The sequence below is a fragment of the Sulfitobacter sp. HI0027 genome (genome assembly GCF_001634775.1).
GTDB lineage: Bacteria > Pseudomonadota > Alphaproteobacteria > Rhodobacterales > Rhodobacteraceae > Sulfitobacter.
On sequence record NZ_LWER01000388.1, the window covers coordinates 1 to 320 of the forward strand.

General features: G+C 59.1%; 1 pseudogene. It reads right to left on the reverse strand.

What is annotated here, in order from left to right:
- Positions 1-27: 27 nt before the first annotated feature.
- Positions 28-320: pseudogene (locus A3722_RS17985) on the reverse strand (tyrosine-type recombinase/integrase); the annotation flags it as partial.

The window sequence follows — 320 nt, forward strand, 5'->3', positions numbered from 1 at the left end:
GCAGCAATTGGGGGAGCGGATCAGATTTCATGATGCCACCTCCGCCGGATCAGCATTGCCAGGCGAGGTGAAGGCCCGGAACCGCTCACTCGCTTCATGCAGCAGCTCCTGGGTCACCGTGATGTAGACCAGCGTGGAGTTGATATCGCGGTGGCCGAGATATGTTGCAAGATACGGCAGCTTTTCCTGCGGGTTCACACCTTGCCGGTACCACTCGAGGATCCGGTGCACGACAAAGGTATGTCGCAGGTCATGGATGCGCGGCCCGGTCCTGCCCGTGGCCGGTTTGAGACCAGCCATGTGTTGATTGTCACTGAGAA